Genomic DNA, 19433 nt, shown 5'->3' with positions numbered 1-19433 from the left:
TTTGCCCCTCCCACAAGGGTTGTGTGTTGAACCACAAAGACCATTCAGCTGCTGAATGGAAGACAACCTGTTTCGGTCAGCTACTCTTGTGCCAGCCCATTTCCGAATAAGAGGCCGCGCATATGAGTATTTCCTCATTCAAGATCGCCCACAAACTCCTGACCGGCGCTGGCGCCATCGAACAACTGGCCTTTGAACTCACGCGCCTGGACGTGGATAACCCGCTGATCGTGACCGACGCCGTGCTGGTCAAATCCGGCACCGTGGCGTTGGCGCTCGAACATTTGGGCGACCGCCCCTATGAGATTTTCGACCGCGTGCTGCCCGACCCGGAAATCTCCATTGTCGAAGACTGCATGCAGGCCTACCGCGAAGGCGGCCACGATGGCTTGATCGGGTTGGGTGGCGGCAGCGCCATCGACATCGCCAAAAGCGTGGCCGCCTACGCCGGTTACCACGGCGCCCTGGCTGACTTGTTTGGTGTCGACCAGGTACCGCGCAAGGGCCCGCCGCTGATCGCCATCCCGACTACGGCCGGCACCGGCTCGGAGGTGACCAATGTAGCGATCCTCTCCGACAAGGCCGCGCAGCTCAAGAAGGGCATCGTCAGCGACTACTTGTTGCCGGACGTGGCGCTGATCAGCCCGCAAATGACCCTGACCTGCCCGCGTAGCGTCACCGCTGCCAGTGGTGTGGATGCGCTGGTGCATGCAGTCGAGTCCTATCTGTCGCTGAATGCTTCGCCGATCACCGACGCCTTGGCCATCGGCGCCATCAAGCTGATCGCCAAGGCGCTGCCCAAGGCCTACGCCAACCCGGCCAACTTGCAGGCCCGCGACGACATGGCCACTGCCAGCCTGATGGCCGGCATGGCTTTCGGCAACGCCGGGGTGGGCGCGGTACATGCGTTGGCGTATCCGCTGGGTGGGCGCTTCAACATTGCCCATGGCGTAAGTAACGCGCTGTTGCTGCCCTATGTGATGCACTGGAACAAGCTCGCGTGTGTCGAGCGTATGCAGGACATTGCCCAGGCCATGGGCGTGAACATCACGGGGTTGAGTGCCAATGACGCGGCCGACCAGGCGGTCGAGGCGATGACGCGACTGTGTGCTGCGGTCGAGATCCCGGCCGGGCTTCACAGTTTCGGGATTCCCGAAAGCGCAATTGCGACCATGGCGGCGGAAGCCGTCGGGATCGAACGGCTGATGCGCAACAACCCGCGCAAGCTCAGCGTGGCGGATATCGAGAAAATCTACCGGGCCGCGTACTAGCCATTGAGCTAGGTCACGGTGCGCGCAGCAAAGCATGAGGTATACAATGCGCGCCATCGTGATTTAGCTCAGAAAAGGTGCGTCATGCAGCCCTTCGTTATTGCCCCATCGATTCTCTCCGCCGATTTCGCCCGACTGGGTGAGGAAGTGGACAACGTGTTGGCCGCCGGTGCCGACTTCGTGCACTTCGATGTCATGGACAACCATTACGTGCCCAACCTGACCATCGGCCCGATGGTCTGCGCGGCGTTGCGCAAATACGGCGTCACCGCGCCGATCGATGCGCACCTGATGGTCAGCCCGGTGGATCGCATCATCGGCGACTTCATTGAGGCCGGCGCGACCTACATCACCTTTCATCCGGAAGCCTCGCTGCACGTCGACCGCACCCTGCAATTGATCCGCGAAGGTGGCTGCAAGGCGGGCCTGGTGTTCAACCCGGCGACCCCGCTGGATGTACTCAAGTACGTGATGGACAAGGTCGACATGGTGCTGCTGATGAGCGTCAACCCAGGCTTTGGCGGGCAGAAGTTCATTCCCGGCACCCTCGACAAACTGCGCGAAGCCCGCGCGCTGATCGATGCCTCGGGCCGTGATATCCGCCTGGAAATCGACGGTGGGGTCAACGTCAACAATATCCGTGAAATCGCAGCGGCCGGTGCCGACACGTTCGTGGCCGGTTCGGCGATCTTCAACGCGCCGAACTACCAGGAAGTGATCGACAAGATGCGTGCAGAACTGGCGCTGGCACGTCCATGAGCGGCTTTGAGCAGCTGTTCCCCGGCAAACTGCCACGGTTGGTGATGTTCGATCTGGACGGTACGTTGATCGATTCGGTGCCTGACTTGGCGGCGGCGGTGGACCAGATGCTGCTCAAACTCGGGCGCCCGCCTGCGGGTCTGGGATCCGTGCGTAACTGGGTAGGTAACGGCGTGCATATGCTGGTACGCCGGGCCCTGGCCAACAACATCGACCCCGAAGGCGTCGATGAGGTGGAGGCCGAGCATGCCCTGGAACTGTTCAATGCTGCCTATGAAGACGGCCATGAACTGACCGTGGTTTATCCCGGCGTGCGCGACACCCTCAAATGGCTGCACAAGCAGGGCGTGGAAATGGCCCTGATCACCAACAAGCCGGAGCGTTTCGTCGCGCCGCTGTTGGACCAGATGAAAATCGGCCGGTATTTCCGCTGGATCATCGGTGGCGATACCTTGCCGCAGAAGAAACCTGACCCGGCGGCGCTGTTTTTCGTGATGAAAATGGCCAATATCCCGGCGTCCCAGTCGTTGTTTGTCGGCGATTCGCGCACGGATGTGCAGGCGGCAAAAGCTGCGGGCGTGCAGTGTGTCGCCCTGAGCTACGGCTATAACCATGGCCGGCCGATTGCCGAAGAGTCGCCGGCGCTGGTGATTGATGACCTGCGACTGCTAATCCCCGGTTGCTTGGGAGCGGGCGCTGAGATAACGTTGCCCGATATCGATCCGTCCCCTTCTGGAAATCCCATCGTGGTGGTCACTCGCAAACTCTGGATGAAAGTCATCAAGGCCCTGGCCCGCTGGCGTTGGCGCGCCTGACTGATCCTGGCCGCGCCCTGCGGCACGTTTGCATACCTGACTGTTAGACCCTCACACCACGAGGCACCTCATGAATCGCGAAGAATTCCTGCGTTTGGCCGCTGCCGGCTATAACCGTATTCCCCTGGCCTGCGAAACCCTGGCCGACTTCGACACGCCGCTGTCGATCTACCTGAAACTGGCCGACGAGCCCAATTCCTATCTGTTGGAATCGGTACAGGGCGGTGAGAAATGGGGCCGTTATTCGATCATCGGCCTGCCGTGCCGCACCGTGATGCGGGTACACGATCATCATGTGAGCATCACCCATGATGGCGTCGAGATCGAAAGCCATGACGTGGAAGACCCGCTGGCCTTTGTCGAAACCTTCAAGGCGCGCTACAACGTGCCGACCATTGCTGGCCTGCCGCGCTTCAATGGCGGGTTGGTCGGGGATTTCGGCTACGACTGCGTGCGCTATGTGGAAAAACGCCTGGGCAAATGCCCGAACCCGGATCCGCTGGGCGTGCCGGATATTCTGCTGATGGTGTCTGACGCGGTGGTGGTGTTCGACAACCTCGCCGGCAAGATGCACGCCATCGTCCTGGCCGATCCGTCCCGCGAAGAGGCGTTCGAACAAGGCCAGGCCAGCCTGCAAGCCCTGCTGGAAAAACTGCGCCAGCCGATCACCCCGCGTCGCGGCCTGGACCTCAGCCGCCCGCCGGCGAGCGATCCGTTGTTCCGCTCAAGTTTTACCCAGGATGACTACGAGCGCGCCGTCGACACCATCAAGGAATACATCCTCGCCGGTGACTGCATGCAGGTGGTGCCGTCGCAGCGCATGTCCATCGACTTCAAGGCTGCACCCATCGACCTGTACCGTGCGCTGCGCTGCTTCAACCCGACGCCATACATGTACTTCTTCAACTTTGGCGACTTCCACGTTGTAGGCAGTTCGCCCGAAGTGCTGGTGCGCGTCGAAGACAACCTGATCACCGTGCGCCCGATCGCCGGTACGCGCCCACGTGGCGCGACCGAAGAAGCCGATCTGGCGCTGGAAGAAGACCTGCTCAGCGACGACAAGGAAATCGCCGAGCATTTGATGCTGATCGACCTGGGCCGCAACGACACCGGGCGCGTCTCGGAAATCGGCTCGGTGAAGCTCACCGAGAAGATGGTCATCGAGCGTTACTCCAACGTTATGCACATCGTGTCCAACGTCACGGGCGAGCTGAAGGCTGGCTTGACTGCAATGGATGCGTTGCGAGCGATTCTGCCGGCGGGCACCTTGTCGGGCGCGCCGAAGATTCGCGCGATGGAAATCATCGACGAACTGGAACCGGTCAAGCGGGGTGTCTACGGCGGCGCCGTGGGGTATTTCGCCTGGAACGGCAACATGGACACTGCCATTGCGATCCGCACGGCAGTGATCAAGGACGGGGAGTTGCACGTGCAGGCCGGTGGCGGAATTGTCGCCGACTCGGTGCCGGCCCTCGAATGGGAAGAAACCCTGAACAAGCGCCGTGCGATGTTCCGCGCTGTTGCGCTGGCTGAACAGACCCCCAATTCCTGAGGTTTGCCCCATGTTGCTGATGATTGATAACTACGATTCCTTTACTTACAACGTTGTGCAGTACCTGGGCGAGTTGGGTGCCGAGGTCAAGGTGGTGCGCAACGACGAACTGACCGTGGCCGAGATCGCGGCGCTGAACCCCGAGCGCATCGTGGTTTCGCCAGGCCCGTGCACGCCGACGGAGGCGGGCATCTCCCTTGAAGCCATCCAATATTTCGCCGGCAAACTGCCGATCCTGGGCGTATGCCTGGGCCATCAATCCATCGGCCAGGCTTTTGGCGGTGATGTGGTGCGTGCGCGCCAGGTGATGCACGGCAAGACCAGCCCGGTGTTCCACAAAGAGCTGGGCGTATTCCAGGCCCTGAACAATCCCTTGACGGTGACCCGCTACCACTCGCTGGTGGTCAAGCGTGAAACCCTGCCCGAATGCCTGGAACTGACCGCCTGGACCCAACTGGAAGACGGCTCGGTCGATGAGATCATGGGCCTGCGTCACAAGACACTGAACATCGAAGGGGTGCAATTTCACCCTGAATCGATCCTGACCGAGCAGGGCCACGAGCTGTTCGCCAACTTTCTCAAGCAGAGCGGCGGCACGCGCTAAGGACTTTCCATGGATATCAAGACTGCCCTGAGCCGTATCGTCGGCCATCTGGACCTGAGCACCGCTGAAATGAGCGATGTGATGCGCGAGATCATGACCGGCCAATGCACCGACGCGCAGATCGGCGCGTTCATGATGGCGATGCGCATGAAGAGCGAAAGCATCGACGAGATCGTCGGCGCCGTCTCGGTGATGCGCGAGCTGGCGGACAAGGTTGAGCTCAAGACCCTCGATGGCGTGGTCGACGTGGTCGGCACCGGCGGCGATGGTGCAAATATTTTCAACGTGTCGACCGCGTCCTCCTTTGTGGTGGCGGCGGCCGGTTGCACCGTGGCCAAACACGGTAACCGCGCGGTGTCCGGCAAGAGCGGCAGTGCCGACCTGCTGGAAGCGGCCGGGATCTACCTGAACCTGACGCCGGTGCAAGTGGCGCGTTGCATCGACAACGTCGGCATCGGCTTTATGTTTGCCCAGTCCCACCACGGCGCGATGAAACACGCCGCCGGCCCGCGTAAAGACCTGGGCCTGCGCACCCTGTTCAACATGCTCGGCCCGCTTACGAATCCGGCCGGTGTGAAGCACCAGGTGGTGGGCGTGTTCAGCCAGGCGCTGTGCAAACCATTGGCTGAAGTACTGCAACGCATGGGCAGCAAACATGTGCTGGTGGTGCATTCCAAAGATGGCCTGGATGAATTCAGCCTCGCCGCGCCGACCTTTGTGGCGGAACTGAAGAATGACCAGATCACCGAATACTGGGTCGAGCCTGAAGACCTGGGCATGAAGAGCCAGAGCCTGCACGGCCTGGCGGTGGAAAGCCCGGCGGCGTCGCTGGAGCTGATCCGTGATGCCCTGGGGCGGCGCAAGACTGAGAACGGTCAAAAAGCTGCGGAAATGATTGTTCTGAATGCTGGCGCGGCACTTTACGCAGCCGACCACGCCTATAGTCTTAAGGAAGGTGTCGAATTGGCCCACGATGCGCTGCACACCGGTCTGGCTCGCGAGAAGCTTGAAGAACTGGGAGCATTCACCGCCGTATTCAAGATGGAGAATGAAGGATGAGTGTTCCGACTGTTCTGGAAAAAATCCTCGCCCGCAAGGCCGAAGAAGTCGCCGAGCGCCGTGCCCGCGTGAGCCTGGCTGAGCTGGAAGCCCAAGCGAAAGCCGCTGACGCACCACGTGGATTTGCCGATGCGCTGATCGCCCAGGCCAAGCTCAAGCACCCGGCGGTGATCGCCGAGATCAAGAAGGCTTCGCCGAGCAAAGGCGTGATTCGCGAGCACTTCGTGCCAGCGGAAATCGCGGTCAGCTATGAAAAGGGCGGGGCGACATGCCTGTCCGTACTGACCGACATTGATTATTTCCAGGGTTCCGATTTGTTCCTGCAACAGGCCCGGGCGGCGTGCAAGTTGCCGGTGATCCGCAAGGACTTCATGGTCGACCCGTACCAGATCGTCGAAGCCCGTGCCTTGGGCGCCGACTGCGTGCTGCTGATCGTTTCCGCACTGGATGACGTGAAGATGGCCGAACTCGCGGCTGTAGCCAAAAGCGTCGGCCTGGATGTGCTGGTGGAAGTGCACGACGGCGACGAGCTGGAGCGGGCGTTGAAAACCCTCGACACGCCGCTGGTCGGGGTCAACAACCGTAACCTGCATACCTTCGAAGTCAGCCTGGAAAACACCCTCGACCTGCTGCCGCGTATCCCGCGTGACCGCCTGGTGATTACCGAGAGTGGCATCGTCAACCGCGCCGATGTGGAGCTGATGGAAATCAGCGGCGTGTACTCGTTCCTGGTGGGCGAAACCTTCATGCGTGCCGAGAACCCGGGCGCAGAGCTGCAACGCCTGTTCTTCCCGGAACGTGGCGTGGCGGTCAGCGGTTCCACGCTCGATTGATGTGAAATGCGATCACAATGTGGGAGGGGGCTTGCCCCCGATGGCATTCTGTCAGTTGATGAACCAGTCGGCTGACACTCCGCTATCGGGGCAAGCCCCCTCCCACATTGGGTTTTGTGTTTATGCAGAGAGGTAGGTGTTTGATGACTCAGCCCGTGATGATGACCGTCGAAGCAGGGCTTGCTGCTGAGCAAGACTTGTTGGGTGCGGTTTGCGCCGGTGAGCTGGAATATGGGCTGCTGTTCTGGCAACCCAGCGATCAGGCATTGGTGATGCCACGTCGCTTGAGTCGACTGCCCGCTTTCGATGTCGCCAGTCGCGTGTCCGCGGATGCTGGTTGGCCCGTGCTACTGCGCGAAACCGGCGGAGAGCCGGTGCCGCAGTCGAGTGCTACGGTCAATATTGCGCTGGTGTACGCGCCGCCCCGCAGCGAAGGTGATCAAGGCCGCATCGAAACCGGTTATCAGCGTCTGTGCCAGCCGATCTGTGATGTGCTGACCGAGCTGGGCGGCAATGCTTCCGTGGGTGAGATCGACGGGGCATTCTGCGACGGTCGCTACAACGTCAATCTCGATGGCCGCAAAATGGTCGGCACTGCCCAGCGCTGGCGGCAAAGCGGTGGCCGCCCGGTGGGGTTGGTACACGGCGCTTTGCTGCTGGATAACCATCGCGAAGCGTTGATCGCGGCGGTCAACCGCTTCAACCAAGCGTGCGGCCTCGACCAGCGGGTTCGTGCCGACAGCCATATCGCCTTGCACGAAGCGTTCCCCGCGCCGGATGCCATCAGCCGGTTGGATACCTTGTACCGTCAGATGCTGGCCAGCTTCCTGCCGGTTTAGCGGGTACCGAACACCACCATTGTCTTGCCTTTGACGTGCACCAGGTTGCGCTCTTCCAGATCCTTGAGCACGCGGCCGACCATCTCCCGTGAACAGCCGACAATGCGCCCGATTTCCTGGCGTGTAACTTTGATCTGCATGCCGTCCGGGTGTGTCATTGCATCGGGCTGTTTGCACAGCTCCAGCAGGCAACGGGCCACGCGACCGGTGACGTCGAAGAATGCCAAGTCGCCGACTTTGCGCGTCGTGTCGCGCAGGCGTTGGGCGATCTGGCCGCTGAGGGCGTACAGAATGTCGGGATCGTGTTGGGCCAGCTCGCGAAATTTGGTGTAACTGATCTCGGCCACTTCGCACTCGACCTTGGCCCGCACCCAGGCGCTGCGCTCCTGTTCCTTGCCCGCTTGTTCAAACAGCCCCAGCTCCCCGAAGAAATCCCCGGTGTTCAGGTAGGCGATGATCATCTCGCGGCCGTCTTCATCCTCGATCAGGATGGTGACGGAGCCTTTGATAATGAAGAACAGCGTTTCGGAGCGCTCGCCGGCGCAGATGATGTTGTGCTTGGCCGGGTAGCGCCGGCGCTGGCAGTGCATCAGCAGCTTGTCGAGATTCTTGATCTTGGGTATGGGCGTCAGAGCAACCATGGTTGTATCCCGAAAGGCAGCGCGAGGTGGTTGGAGTTGTTGTACTCAGCGGTATCGGCATTGATACACGCTGTATAAAGGGTGGCAATACGCCACTCATTTGGCGCCAGCTTAACAGACACATTCTGACTCGATTAGCCAATTTACCGAGTAAGCCCCGTTATTGATCACATTGACGGGAAACGCTGCCGCGCTCGGGCCCTGTGCTAAGCTGGCGACCCTTTTTTAGCAGTGGAGTCTGGGCGATGAAGGCACGCATCCAATGGGCGGGCGAAGCCATGTTCCTCGGTGAGTCGGGCAGTGGCCATGTAGTGGTCATGGATGGCCCGCCGGAAGCCGGTGGCCGCAACCTGGGCGTACGTCCGATGGAAATGCTCCTGCTGGGCGTGGGCGGTTGCAGCAATTTCGACGTGGTCAGCATCCTGAAAAAATCCCGCCAGGCCGTGGAAAGCTGCGAAGCGTTCCTGGAAGCCGAGCGCGCCACTGAAGATCCCAAGGTGTTCACCAAGATCCATATGCACTTCGTGGTGAAGGGCCGGGGGCTGAAGGAGGCCCAGGTCAAACGTGCTATCGAACTGTCGGCAGAGAAGTACTGCTCGGCGTCGATCATGCTCGGCGCGGCTGGTGTGGCCATTACCCACGACTACGAGATTGTCGAGTTGGGTTGATCGCCAATGGCAAAAGAAAAGGGCGCTTTGAAAGCGCCCTTTTTTTTCGGCTGCAGGTTGGGTCAGATACGGTAGGTGCTTTTTGTCATGACCTTGGCCAGCACGCTCATGCCGAACCGCACCGGCGCCGGGAAGCGGAAACCGCCGGCATCCAGGGCGCTTTCAGCGTGGTGTTCTTCATCGATACGCATCTGCTCAAGAATGGCCCGGGACTTTTCGTCTTCGGCCGGCAGTTGTTCCAGGTGTTCATCCAGGTGCTTGCACACTTGATGTTCGGTCGCGGCGACAAAGCCCAGGCTGACCTTGTCGCTGATCAACCCGGCAGCAGCGCCGATGCCGAACGACAAACCGTAAAACAGTGGGTTGAGCACGCTGGGGTGGCTGCCCAGTTGGCGAATGCGTTGCTCGCACCAGGCCAGGTGGTCGATTTCTTCCTCGGCCGCATGCTCCATGGCTGCGCGTACCTGCGGCAGCTTGGCGGTCAGGGCCTGGCCTTGGTACAACGCCTGGGCACAGACTTCGCCGGTATGGTTGATGCGCATCAAGCCGGCGACATGACGCGTGTCTGTCTCACTCATCTGCGCGTCGGGCTGCACAATGGCGGGCGACGGACGGTACGGTTGGCCGCTGAAAGGCAGCAGCGTGCGCATCGCCATATCGGCTTGCAGCAACAGGCGATCAATCGGCGAGTAGTGACGTTGGGTAGTCATGCTGACCTCCGGGAAGAATCTCGGCGGCCAGTTTACCGCAAGAGAGGGCGAAGCGTTTGCGCTGAGTCAAGGGCATGGGGTCGCAGCACCGTGCTGCGATCCGTTTCAGAGGCCTGTCAGCCCGGCGGCCAGTTCATCTGGCGCTGACCCAGCACATGCATATGGATGTGATAGACGGTCTGGCCGCCCTTTTCATTGCAGTTCATGACGACGCGGAAACCATCCTCGCAGCCAAGTTCAAGGGCCAGGCGCTGGGCGGTGAACAGGATGTGCCCGGCCAGTGCCTTGTCGTCTTGCGTGAGGTCATTGAGCGTACGGATCGGCTTCTTCGGGATCACCAGAAAATGCACAGGTGCCTGCGGGGCAATATCGTGGAAGGCGAGGACCTGATCATCTTCGTAGATGATCTTCGCGGGTATTTCTCTGTTGATGATCTTGGTGAACAGAGTATCCACAGCTGTTTCTCCATTATGAAAGTGCAGGGGGAGTGTACTCAGCCGGTCAGCGTGGGCAATAGGCTTTGTTGATTGCACCGGCGATCTTGCGAGTCAGCCAGCGCGGGCTGAAACGTGGGCTGAACGCCAGCCAGCGATTGCGGCGGCCAGGGATGATGATGGCTTTGTTCTTTTCCAATGCGCGCACGGTGTAGAGAGCGAGCTCTTCCGGGCTCATCAGTTGTTCGCTGCGATCGAGTTTGGCGATGTCCATTTGCGCCGTGCCGAAAAATGCGGTGCGCGTAGGGCCGGGGCAAAGGACCGAGACCTTGATGCCACAGTTCTTCAGTTCTTCACGTAACCCCTCGGAGAAGTGCAGCACATAGGCTTTACTGGCGTAGTAGCTGCTCATCCACGGGCCGGGTTGGAAGGCGGCAATCGATGCGACGTTGAGAATCTGCCCGCCGCCTTGCAACGCCATGGTATTGCCCAGGGCGTGACACATGCGGGTGAGGGCGAGGATGTTGACTTCAATCAGGTCTTGCTCGGTCATCCAGTCCTGGGCCAGGAATGGCCCGCTGGTGCCGATGCCGGCACAGTTGACCAGCAAATCGATCTGCCGCTCGCCTTCTTCAAGCTCCAGCAGGAACCCGGACAAGCGCAGCGGCTCGCCCAGGTCACAGGCACGAAACAGCACCTCGACGCCGAAGCGTTGAGTCAATTCGAGTGCAATGCTTTCCAACTGATCACGCTGGCGGGCCACCAGAATCAAGCTGCGGCCGCGACGGGCCAGTGCTTCGGCCAAGGCCAGGCCAATGCCGCTGGAGGCACCGGTGATCAGAGCGTAACGGGTCATGCCTTTCTCCATCGCAACGCCCCCATCGATGATGGAGGCATCACGGATGGGGGCGTTTCTTTACTGTTCTTCAGCAGAGTCTACAGGTTCGGCCGCTTCGTCAGCACTTTGGGCGTCTTCTTCATCAACGATGACACTTTGATCCGCGTCTTCATCGGACGTGATGGAGCTGCTTTCGTAGCTGCTGTCCACGTTCGTTTCGAGTTGGTCCAGGTAGCCGTTCATGCCCAGCGACACCACGATGATGAGCATCAGCGGAATGAATGCCAGCCACAGGGACGCCAGGACCTTCACCGCAGTGGAGTTGCGCGGTGGCGGCGCGCCGTACTGGTTGGCCCCCGAGTTACCTGGCACGACCAGCAGCAACAGCGGGAAAATGCTGTTGACCAGCGGCACGAGGTTAAGCAGGTACAGCCAGCCAGACCAGCCGAGGTCGTGCAGGCGCTGCACGCCGATTTGCACACTCACGACCATAACCGCAACGAACAGTGCGAAACCGAGCAGCGAGCCAACAATGATGGCTATCGTCGGCGACGCGGTCGCGATGGCGAAGCCCACAGTACTGAGGATGCCTGCTGCGACGAGCATTGCGACGGTCAGTACCAGCGTCCAGGCCAGATACCGCAGGCGGCCAATACGGCCATTGATCGTGAAAATCTTCAGCGTGGCGTATTCCGGGAGGCTGTCACCCACGGCAGAACGCGGAGGCGCGTACGGTGAAGCGGCTGGGCTAGCGAAGTCTGTCGCACCAGAGCTTGTCTCGTGGGTTTCGGCGAGGCTGAAGGCCACGGGCTGTTCAGCTTCGATGCGTGCATCCACGCCGGCATTTTTCAGCGCGGTGAGGTAGGTTTCGGCATCGGGGCGTGACAGGTCACGTTTGAGTGCGACCGGGCGACCGGTGAAGAGTTTCTCGATGTCCTCGACGGTGCTCTTGAACAGCTCAGCCAGGTTCAGCTTGGCCGTGGTGCTTTCGACGCCCGGGAGCAAGGCTCCATCAAACACAATCTTGAAGCGGTTGTCGCTCATGCAGGCTTCCTTGTCACTTATTCAGGTAGGAGATGCAGGCCCGCTCAATCGGCAGGCCTGTCGGTTGGGTCAGCGTGGCCAGCGCAATTGTGCGGCCTGCTCGCGCGCCTTGCGGTATTCGGCATCCAGGCGGGCAACGAGTTCATCGACGCTGGGCAAATCATCAATCTCACCGACGCCTTGGCCGGCGGACCATACGGTCTTCCACGCCTTGGCTTCGTCGCCCAGCGGCTTGAGCTTGGAACCGAAGTTGACTTCGCCTTTGCCTTGCAGGGCAGCGAGGTCGAACCCGGCATTTTCCAGGCTTTGGCGCATAAAGCTAGCGGGAACGCCGGAGACTGCGGGAGTGTGCACGATGTCGGCGGCGCGCGATGTGAGCAGCATCTCTTTATAGGCATCTGGGGCGTGGCTTTCGGTGGTACCGATAAAACGCGTGCCGAAATACGCCAGGTCCGCACCCAGCAATTGTGCGGCGAGGATCTGGTGCCCGTGATTGAGGCACCCAGCCAGCAGCAGGGTTTTGTCGAAGAACTGGCGAATCTCGGCAATCAGTGAGAACGGGCTCCAGGTACCGGCATGGCCGCCGGCACCCGCAGCCACGGCAATCAGGCCATCTACACCCGCCTCAGCGGCTTTTTCGGCATGGCGACGGGTAGTGACATCGTGAAACACCAGGCCGCCATAGCTGTGCACGGCATCTACCAGCTCTTTTACCGCGCCCAAACTGGTGATCACAATCGGCACCTTGTGCTCGACGCAGATTGCCAGGTCCGCCTCCAGGCGCGGGTTGCTGTTGTGCACGATCAGGTTGACGGCATACGGAGCGGGGTCATCCAGTTGCGCCAGGCCCGCTTCAATTTCCTCCAGCCAGGCCTTGAAGCCACTGCTCTCGCGCTGGTTAAGCGCGGGAAAGCTCCCGACCACACCATTGCGACAGCAGGCCAGGACCAGTTGCGGGTTGGAAATCAGGAACATCGGCGCCACCACCACGGGCAGGCGCAGACGTTGTTCAAGCAGAGCGGGCAGCGACATTGGAGGTACCCCGAGTAATTGAAGTTAGAACGGTTTGACCACGACCAAAATTACGATAGCCAGCAATATCAGAACCGGTACTTCATTGAACCAGCGATAAAAGACATGGCTGCGGGTGTTTTCGCCACGGGCGAAGCGTTTTACCTGCGCGCCGCACATGTGGTGATAGCCGATCAACAGCACGACCAGGGTCAGCTTGGCGTGGATCCAGCCGCCGGACTGAAAGATGCTTGGGTTGAGGTAGATCAGCCAGCCACCGAATACCAGGCTGGCGATCATCGCCGGCCCCATGATGCCGCGGTACAGCTTGCGCTCCATGATGCTGAAACGTTCCTTGCTCACCGTGTCTTCGCTTTGGGCGTGGTAGACAAACAGGCGCGGCAGGTAGAACAGCGCTGCAAACCAGCAGACGATGCTGACGATGTGGAGGGCTTTGATCCATAGATAGAGCATTTCTAGTTATTCCCAGGTTCACGGTAGCCGAGATAGTAGTGGCTCATACGTCCATACGTCACGTTGACGGTTGTCGCAGGACGATACGGCCCCTATTATCGACGGCTTTCCAGTGGTTCGTTGAGGGCAGGTTTATGGTCAAGGTCGGTATCGTCGGCGGCACGGGTTACACCGGTGTCGAATTGCTGCGTCTGTTGGCTCAGCATCCGCAAGCTGAGGTGGTGGTCATTACCTCCCGATCCGAGGCCGGCCTGGCCGTGGCCGATATGTACCCGAACCTGCGAGGCCACTACGACGGCCTGGCGTTCAGCGTTCCGGACATCAAGACCCTTGGCGCCTGCGACGTGGTGTTCTTTGCCACGCCTCATGGTGTTGCCCATGCGCTGGCAGGTGAGTTGCTGGCGGCTGGCACCAAGGTGATCGACCTGTCGGCGGACTTCCGTCTGCAGGATGCCGATGAATGGGCCAAATGGTATGGTCAGCCACACGGCGCGCCTCAGTTGTTGGAAGAGGCGGTGTACGGCCTGCCGGAAGTCAATCGTGAGCAGATCAAGCAGGCGCGCCTGATTGCGGTGCCGGGTTGCTACCCAACCGCGACGCAACTGGGCTTCCTGCCTTTGCTGGAAGCTGGGCTGGCGGATGCTTCGCGCCTGATCGCAGACTGCAAGTCCGGCGTCAGCGGTGCAGGCCGTGGTGCGGCGGTAGGTTCTTTGTACTCCGAGACGTCGGAAAGCATGAAGGCCTACGCGGTAAAAGGGCATCGTCATTTGCCGGAAATCCGCCAGGGCCTGCGTCGTGCTGCCGGTAAGGACGTGGGCCTGACCTTCGTGCCGCACCTGACGCCGATGATCCGTGGTATTCACTCCACGCTTTACGCAACCGTGGTTGACCGTTCGGTAGACCTGCAGGCGTTGTTCGAAAAGCGATACGCCAATGAGCCGTTCGTCGACGTAATGCCAGCGGGCAGCCACCCGGAAACCCGCAGCGTGCGCGGCGCCAATGTGTGCCGGATTGCGGTGCATCGTCCGCAGGATGGTGATCTCGTCGTGGTGCTGTCGGTGATCGATAACTTGGTCAAAGGCGCGTCGGGCCAGGCGGTGCAGAACATGAACATCCTGTTCGGACTGGACGAGAAGTTGGGTTTGTCCCACGCAGGCATGCTGCCTTAAGGCGGTTTAGCGGCTAGGCAAAAGGCCCGTCGAACGGGCCTTTTGTGTTTCTAATGGCGGCGAAGCACATTGATATACCGTAACAATAGTTGACCGATTTTCTAGGAGAAGCGGATAATACCCGCCATTACGCATATGGCGGCGCTACGCCGGGAGATTATCAGCATGAGCGTTGAATCCTTCACCCCCACGGCTTTGCAATTCACCCACGGTGCTGCGCACAAGGTGAAGAGCCTGGTCGATGAAGAGGGTAATGATCGCTTGAAGCTGCGCGTATTCGTTACGGGCGGCGGTTGTTCAGGGTTTCAGTACGGCTTTACCTTCGATGAAGATGTGGCTGACGATGACACCATCGTTGAGCGCGAGGGCGTGAGCCTGGTTGTCGACCCGATGAGTTTCCAGTACTTGGCAGGCGCCGAGGTGGATTATCAGGAAGGTCTGGAGGGTTCGCGTTTCGTGATCAAGAACCCTAATGCCACCACTACCTGCGGTTGTGGGTCTTCGTTCTCGATCTGATCGAGAGTGGATGCAAAAAAACGCCGCTTGGCTTTCATGGGCCAAGCGGCGTTTTGCTGTCTGGGATTCAGGCGGGATAGATCGCGCCCAACACCCGCAATCCGCGTGCGCCAGTGACGCTGGGTCGGTTGGCGGCAATGCTTTCCAGGCAGCAATGGGCCAGCCAGGCGAAGGCCATGGCTTCGACCCAGTCAGGGTCTACGCCGTAAGTGGCGGTGCTGCTGACCTGAGTAGATGGCAGCAGGGCAGCCAGTCGCTTCATCATGGCGGTGTTATGTGCGCCGCCACCACAGATCAAGAGCGTTTCTGTCTGCGGTTGTGCCGATTGCAGGGACTCGACGATGGTCAGAGCGGTCAATTCCAGCAGGCTCGCCTGTACATCTTGTGGGGCGAAGGCTGGTAGGCGGCTCAGGTGCTGTTGCAGCCATCCCAGGTTGAACACTTCGCGGCCGGTGCTTTTTGGGCCTTTGGTCAGGAAGAAGGGATCGCTGAGCAGTGCGTTGAGCAACTGAGGTTCTACTTTGCCGCTGGCTGCCCACTGGCCGTCGCGATCAAAGTGTTCGCCGCGTTGTAGATGAATCCAGGCATCAAGCAAGACATTGCCCGGGCCGCAGTCGAAGCCGGCTACGGGCTTGCCGGTCTCAATCAGGCTGAGGTTGCTGAAACCGCCTACGTTCAGTACCGCACGATTGCCGGTGCTTTCGCCAAACAATGCTTCATGAAACGCGGGTACGAGCGGCGCGCCCTGGCCACCGGCGGCGACATCGCGGCTGCGGAAGTCGCTTACCACGGTGATGCCCGTCAGCTCGGTGAGCAGGGCTGGGTTGCCGATCTGCACGGTAAAGCCCCGGGCGGGTTCGTGGCGGATGGTCTGGCCATGGCTGCCGATCGCGCGGATGTCCCGAGGCTTGAGGTTTTGCTGTTCGAGCAGCGTACGAATGCCTTGGGCTGCGAGGGTAACCCAGTGCTGCTGGGCGATCGCTGAGCGGGCAATCTCATCCGGGCCGCTGGCGCACAGGCTCAGCAGCTCTGCGCGCAGGGCGTCAGGCATCGGTGTGTAGTGCGTGGCGATCAGATTGACTGCCGCGCCCTGTTCAACCAGAGCGATGTCCAGGCCATCCAGGCTGGTCCCGGACATCACGCCTATATAGAGCGGCATGGCTTAACGCTTCGCCGAAGCCAGCAGGGTGGACCGCTCTTGGTCCATGCGTGCCATCAGCGGCTGGCTTTGTTGCATGAAGCGCGCACGCTCTGCTTTGGCAATTGGGTCGGCCATCGGTAGTTTCTGACCCAATGGATCGACGTGTACGCCGTTGACCTGGAACTCGTAGTGCAAGTGCGGTCCGGTAGAGAGGCCAGTGGTGCCGATATAACCGATCACTTGGCCCTGCTTCACGTTGCCGCCCGTCTTCACGCCCTTGGCGAAGCCTTGCATGTGGCCATACAAGGTACGGTAAGTGTTGCCGTGCTGGATGATCACGGTGTTGCCGTAACCACCGCGACGGCCGGCCAGCAGGACCTTGCCATCACCCGCAGCCTTGATCGGCGTACCGCGTGGGGCGGCATAGTCGACGCCTTTGTGGGCGCGGATTTTGTTCAGAATTGGATGCTTGCGACCCATCGAGAAACGCGAGCTAATGCGAGCGAAGTCCACCGGGGTGCGGATGAAGGCCTTGCGCATGCTATTGCCATCGGCGGTGTAGTAGCTGCTGTTGCCTTGTTTATTGGTGTAACGCACGGCGGTGTAGGTCTTGCCGCGGTTGGTGAAGCGTGCGGAGAGGATGTTGCCTGTGCCGACCACTTTGCCGTTGGCGACTTTTTGCTCGTAGATTACGTCGAATTCGTCACCCTGGCGGATGTCTTGAGCGAAGTCGATGTCGTAGCCAAATACGCTGGCCATGTCCATGGTCATGCTATGGGACAACCCGGCGCGGGCAGCGGATTGCGACAGTGAACTGTTGATCACGCCGTGAACGTAGGCGGAGCGCATCACCGGTTTGGTGGTGATGCGATTGAAGGCGAAGCCTTTGGCGCCTTTGGTCAGGGAAATGCTTTCGAGGTCGCTGACATTACTGTGCAGGTTGTTCAACTGGCCGTCGGGCGTCAGTTCGAACTCAAGCTTCTGGCCGTGTTTCAGTTGGGTGAACTGCTTGGCTTGTTTGTCGCTCGCCAGCACGTCGTTTACGGCGGCAGCGGGAAGGCCAACTTTCTCGAAAAGGGTCGAAAGCGTATCGCCTTTTGCGACGATCACTTCGCGGTGCTGAGGATTCTTGGCAGCGTCTGCGAGGGGCTTTTGCGTTTCCTTAGCGGCCTGTTGGGTTTCTTCGGGTGTGTTTTCTATCTGCGCGAACGGCGATTCAGACTTGGCATTTGTGGCTTGTTGAGCGTCGGAAGCGTCTTGATCTTGTGTCAGTTGTTCAACTGGACTCTCCAAGTCAAGGCTCAGGGATGTTCGTTTGGCTTCTACGTCACTGGAAGGAAATACCAGGAGTGCCAGGCTAAGAAGGGCGGCGATACCACTTGCAGCGAGCAGGTGGGTCTTCGGGTAAAGCGGCGGCGCTTTAGACGGTTCAGTGGTCATAGGTAATTTTGACTTTGAAGATGAAATGGAAAAGATGAATGACATGATGAAGATGAAATAACTGTATAAAATATAACCAAATCATCTGTGGCGCAAGCTCGCGAACGCTGGGCTTGCTGAACGGTGTCCGTGCGCAGGGCAAAACTTGTAATTAGTCCCTGATCTTGTATGGTTGGTTCCCTTTTGAATCTGAGCCTTGCGGGTCTGTTATGAAGTCGGTTGAAGAGCAGCTAGCGCTGATAAAACGTGGTGCGGAAGAACTGTTGGTCGAGTCCGAGCTGATCGAAAAGCTCAAGCGTGGCCAGCCCCTGCGTATTAAGGCTGGCTTCGATCCGACGGCGCCGGATCTGCACCTTGGTCACACCGTGCTTATTAATAAGCTGCGTCAGTTCCAGGAGCTGGGGCATCAGGTCATCTTCCTTATAGGTGACTTCACCGGGATGATCGGCGATCCGAGTGGCAAGAGTGCGACGCGCCCGCCGCTGACCCGCGAGCAGGTTCTCGACAATGCCGAGACCTACAAGACTCAGGTGTTCAAGATCCTTGATCCGGCCAAGACCGAAGTAGCGTTCAACTCCACCTGGATGGACCAGATGGGGCCTGCGGACTTCATTCGCCTGACCTCCCAGTACACTGTTGCGCGGATGCTTGAGCGCGACGACTTCGATAAGCGCTACTCCACCAATCAGCCGATCGCTATTCATGAGTTCCTGTATCCGCTGGTCCAGGGCTATGACTCGGTGGCATTGCGTGCCGACGTGGAGCTGGGTGGGACCGATCAGAAGTTCAATCTGCTGATGGGGCGTGAGCTTCAGCGTGCGTATGGGCAGGAGGCGCAGTGCATTCTGACCATGCCGCTGCTGGAAGGGTTGGACGGCGTCAAGAAGATGTCCAAGTCCCTGGGTAACTATGTGGGTATCCAGGAGGCGCCGGGTGTGATGTACGGCAAGCTGGTCTCCATTCCTGATGCGCTGATGTGGCGTTACTTCGAGCTACTGAGCTTCCGCTCCATGGATGAGATCAATGCGTTGCGTACAGATGTCGAGGCTGGCGCCAACCCGCGTGACGTGAAGATCAAGCTGGCTGAAGAGATTGTTGCGCGTTTCCATGGTGAGGAGGCTGCGGCCAGTGCTCACCGCGCAGCGGGTAATCGTATGAAGGATGGCGAACTGCCGGATGATTTGCCTGAGGTCGAGCTGACTGCTGGCGAGGCTATGCCTATTGCTGCTGTCCTTAATAAGGCAGGCCTGGTCAAGAACTCGGCCGTAGCGCGCGACCTTCTGAATTCTGGTGGTGTGCGTATAGATGGTGAAGTGGTAGATCGCACCTTTATATACGAGCTGGGCGCGACCCATGTTTGCCAGGCGGGGAAGAAGGCGTTTGCGCGTATTACGCTCAAATCCGAATAAGGTTGAAGTTAAGGGTTGACGGCGAATTATATCTGTCTATAATTCGCCCCACTTCCGGCGCAGTCGAAACGGAAAACTCCTTGGTAAACAATGAGTTACGCAGTTTTCGGCAGCAAGTTGCTTCAGTTCATCGAAGCCAAAAGGAAGTTGAAAAAGAGGTGTTGACAGCAGCGTGTAACGCTGTAGAATTCGCCTCCCGCTGATGA

General features: G+C 59.6%; 21 protein-coding genes. 12 read left to right on the top strand and 9 right to left on the bottom strand.

Translation table 11 applies throughout. The annotated features are described in order from the left end of the window. The first annotated feature begins 122 nt into the window (after positions 1-122). The 8 genes from AOA60_RS18505 (at position 123) to AOA60_RS18470 (ending at position 7732) form a co-directional block, all read left to right on the top strand. Positions 123-1271, top strand: coding sequence for an iron-containing alcohol dehydrogenase (locus AOA60_RS18505; RefSeq protein WP_099585656.1), 1149 nt, complete (start codon positions 123-125; stop codon positions 1269-1271). Between the two features lie 84 nt (positions 1272-1355). Next, entirely contained in the window at positions 1356-2030 is a 675-nt protein-coding gene (gene rpe / locus AOA60_RS18500; protein ID WP_032883842.1) for a ribulose-phosphate 3-epimerase, read from the top strand. Next, positions 2027-2845 carry a phosphoglycolate phosphatase gene (locus AOA60_RS18495; RefSeq protein ID WP_099585655.1) on the top strand — a complete coding sequence of 273 codons (819 nt, stop codon included), beginning with the start codon at positions 2027-2029 and terminating at the stop codon, positions 2843-2845. Before rpe ends, AOA60_RS18495 begins: the two co-directional genes overlap by 4 nt. Before the next feature lie 70 nt (positions 2846-2915). Further along, positions 2916-4397: an anthranilate synthase component I gene (gene trpE, locus AOA60_RS18490; RefSeq protein ID WP_099585654.1), complete on the top strand. Its 1482-nt coding sequence runs from the start codon at positions 2916-2918 to the stop codon at positions 4395-4397. 10 nt (positions 4398-4407) lie between these two features. After that, complete coding sequence (locus AOA60_RS18485; RefSeq protein ID WP_099585653.1) at positions 4408-5001, top strand: aminodeoxychorismate/anthranilate synthase component II; 594 nt, start codon at positions 4408-4410, stop codon at positions 4999-5001. Between the two features lie 9 nt (positions 5002-5010). Beyond that, positions 5011-6060, top strand: a complete 1050-nt coding sequence (gene trpD, locus AOA60_RS18480; protein WP_099585652.1) for an anthranilate phosphoribosyltransferase — start codon at positions 5011-5013, stop codon at positions 6058-6060. Beyond that, positions 6057-6893 carry an indole-3-glycerol phosphate synthase TrpC gene (gene trpC / locus AOA60_RS18475; protein WP_099585651.1) on the top strand — a complete coding sequence of 279 codons (837 nt, stop codon included), beginning with the start codon at positions 6057-6059 and terminating at the stop codon, positions 6891-6893. Before trpD ends, trpC begins: the two co-directional genes overlap by 4 nt. 143 nt (positions 6894-7036) lie before the next feature. Beyond that, positions 7037-7732, top strand: coding sequence for a lipoate--protein ligase family protein (locus AOA60_RS18470; protein ID WP_099585650.1), 696 nt, complete (start codon positions 7037-7039; stop codon positions 7730-7732). On the opposite strand, the gene crp is transcribed toward AOA60_RS18470, so the two are convergent. Then, entirely contained in the window at positions 7729-8373 is a 645-nt protein-coding gene (gene crp / locus AOA60_RS18465) for a cAMP-activated global transcriptional regulator CRP (RefSeq protein WP_099585649.1), read from the bottom strand. The genes AOA60_RS18470 and crp overlap by 4 nt on opposite strands. Positions 8374-8618: 245 nt before the next feature. Here crp and AOA60_RS18460 point away from each other — a divergent pair, with 245 nt between their 5' ends. After that, the gene (locus AOA60_RS18460) at positions 8619-9041 is read left to right on the top strand and encodes an OsmC family protein (RefSeq protein WP_020295492.1); all 423 of its coding nucleotides are present in this window, start codon (positions 8619-8621) and stop codon (positions 9039-9041) included. Between the two features lie 62 nt (positions 9042-9103). Here the strand turns inward: AOA60_RS18460 and coq7 are convergent, their stop codons facing one another. From coq7 to hemJ, 6 genes are all read right to left on the bottom strand, one after another. Then, positions 9104-9751 (bottom strand): 2-polyprenyl-3-methyl-6-methoxy-1,4-benzoquinone monooxygenase, encoded by a 648-nt coding sequence (gene coq7, locus AOA60_RS18455; protein ID WP_017138087.1) that lies wholly within the window; start codon positions 9749-9751, stop codon positions 9104-9106. A 116-nt stretch (positions 9752-9867) separates the two neighbouring features. Beyond that, positions 9868-10206: a histidine triad nucleotide-binding protein gene (locus AOA60_RS18450; RefSeq protein ID WP_099585648.1), complete on the bottom strand. Its 339-nt coding sequence runs from the start codon at positions 10204-10206 to the stop codon at positions 9868-9870. Positions 10207-10252: 46 nt separating this feature from the next. After that, entirely contained in the window at positions 10253-11041 is a 789-nt protein-coding gene (locus AOA60_RS18445; protein WP_099585647.1) for an SDR family oxidoreductase, read from the bottom strand. A gap of 60 nt (positions 11042-11101) precedes the next feature. Then, positions 11102-12067 (bottom strand): DUF805 domain-containing protein, encoded by a 966-nt coding sequence (locus AOA60_RS18440; protein WP_099585646.1) that lies wholly within the window; start codon positions 12065-12067, stop codon positions 11102-11104. 69 nt (positions 12068-12136) lie between these two features. Further along, positions 12137-13099: a nitronate monooxygenase family protein gene (locus AOA60_RS18435; RefSeq protein ID WP_099585645.1), complete on the bottom strand. Its 963-nt coding sequence runs from the start codon at positions 13097-13099 to the stop codon at positions 12137-12139. Between the two features lie 24 nt (positions 13100-13123). Then, positions 13124-13552 carry a protoporphyrinogen oxidase HemJ gene (gene hemJ / locus AOA60_RS18430; protein WP_099585644.1) on the bottom strand — a complete coding sequence of 143 codons (429 nt, stop codon included), beginning with the start codon at positions 13550-13552 and terminating at the stop codon, positions 13124-13126. Between the two features lie 134 nt (positions 13553-13686). On the opposite strand from hemJ, the gene argC reads away from it, so the two are divergent. Together argC and erpA are read left to right on the top strand one after the other, a co-directional pair. After that, positions 13687-14721 (top strand): N-acetyl-gamma-glutamyl-phosphate reductase, encoded by a 1035-nt coding sequence (gene argC / locus AOA60_RS18425; protein ID WP_003210935.1) that lies wholly within the window; start codon positions 13687-13689, stop codon positions 14719-14721. A gap of 165 nt (positions 14722-14886) precedes the next feature. Then, on the top strand, positions 14887-15237 hold the full coding sequence (erpA, locus tag AOA60_RS18420) for an iron-sulfur cluster insertion protein ErpA (RefSeq protein ID WP_003176443.1): 351 nt from the start codon (positions 14887-14889) through the stop codon (positions 15235-15237). 67 nt (positions 15238-15304) lie between these two features. Here the strand turns inward: erpA and AOA60_RS18415 are convergent, their stop codons facing one another. Both AOA60_RS18415 and AOA60_RS18410 read right to left on the bottom strand, forming a co-directional pair. Then, positions 15305-16396 carry an anhydro-N-acetylmuramic acid kinase gene (locus AOA60_RS18415; protein ID WP_099585643.1) on the bottom strand — a complete coding sequence of 364 codons (1092 nt, stop codon included), beginning with the start codon at positions 16394-16396 and terminating at the stop codon, positions 15305-15307. A 3-nt stretch (positions 16397-16399) separates the two neighbouring features. After that, positions 16400-17818 (bottom strand): peptidoglycan DD-metalloendopeptidase family protein, encoded by a 1419-nt coding sequence (locus tag AOA60_RS18410; RefSeq protein ID WP_099585642.1) that lies wholly within the window; start codon positions 17816-17818, stop codon positions 16400-16402. 209 nt (positions 17819-18027) lie between these two features. Here AOA60_RS18410 and tyrS point away from each other — a divergent pair, with 209 nt between their 5' ends. Next, positions 18028-19227 (top strand): tyrosine--tRNA ligase, encoded by a 1200-nt coding sequence (gene tyrS, locus AOA60_RS18405; protein WP_099585641.1) that lies wholly within the window; start codon positions 18028-18030, stop codon positions 19225-19227. Positions 19228-19433 lie beyond the last annotated feature (206 nt).

Source organism: Pseudomonas sp. 2822-17 (assembly GCF_002742485.1).
Taxonomy (GTDB): Bacteria; Pseudomonadota; Gammaproteobacteria; order Pseudomonadales; family Pseudomonadaceae; genus Aquipseudomonas; species Aquipseudomonas cyclaminis.
Note: the sequence above shows the minus strand (reverse complement) of the source record. Positions and strands in the feature narration are given on the sequence as shown.